Genomic DNA, 691 nt, shown 5'->3' with positions numbered 1-691 from the left:
CGGCGCATTGGTCTGGAACCGGTTGAGGCTATCGAATCGAATCATGATCGCCATCGCTGGACGATTGAGGAATGTAAGGCCATCAGGGATGAGTACCGGCAAAAGCTCAGGGAACTGAGACGGGAGGCTGCATGACATTCGACAACTTTAACGAGGCGATTTCCTATGCCAGAAGACGGCGACGGGATGAGAGGAAGCATTTCGCTGTTCGGCAACGCAAAGACCGCCTTTATGTCACTAGGTTGACAGACTGCAAGCGCCCTGCATGGTCAACATTGGATGATCTGCGATTTGAGCATTACGGCGTAAAACCATACCCAGTCGTTAAATTAGAGCTGTCCGATACCCCGCTCATCATCGGTTTACTGGCCGCTGGTCTGTCACAGCGTAGCGTGGCCAATAAATTTGATGTTACACGTGGGGCAGTACGGCGATTAGTCAACAGAGTAAAACGACAACACACAGTATTGCCGGAGGTGAGATAGGATGAATTTAGAATCACTACCGAAATATTTTTCACCCAAAACAGCTATGTTTAGTGACTCTCCAGCCGCAACCGCTACTGATTCATTCTCAATTACCGATGTCATGGCCTCGCTAGGATTGGCGTCCGTTCAGGCGAGGATGGGTATTGAACTGTTTTTGGCGAAACATGGGATCAATAAACCCGATGAAGCAGTGGAGAGTCTCT

At 49.5% G+C, this 691-nt stretch carries 3 protein-coding genes; all 3 read left to right on the top strand.

Annotation, left to right across the window (positions count from 1 at the left end):
* Positions 1-135 (top strand): recombination protein NinG (locus NXS07_RS20590; protein WP_258087584.1); only part of this gene is annotated, 135 nt, incomplete at its 5' end.
* Positions 132-485, top strand: coding sequence for a hypothetical protein (locus tag NXS07_RS20585; RefSeq protein WP_258087583.1), 354 nt, complete (start codon positions 132-134; stop codon positions 483-485). The genes NXS07_RS20590 and NXS07_RS20585, both read left to right, overlap by 4 nt.
* A gap of 1 nt (position 486) precedes the next feature.
* Positions 487-691: antitermination protein Q (locus NXS07_RS20580; RefSeq protein WP_258087582.1), on the top strand; the 205-nt coding region annotated here is incomplete at its 3' end.

It is taken from the genome of Xenorhabdus bovienii, from assembly GCF_024721015.1.
Taxonomy (GTDB): domain Bacteria; phylum Pseudomonadota; class Gammaproteobacteria; order Enterobacterales; family Enterobacteriaceae; genus Xenorhabdus; species Xenorhabdus bovienii.
Note: the sequence above shows the minus strand (reverse complement) of the source record. Positions and strands in the feature narration are given on the sequence as shown.

What these genes read in the sequence shown, in the direction of transcription:
- NXS07_RS20585 (WP_258087583.1), top strand. Translation starts at nt 132, where the DNA reads ATGACATTCGACAACTTTAACGAGGCGATTTCCTATGCCAGAAGACGG.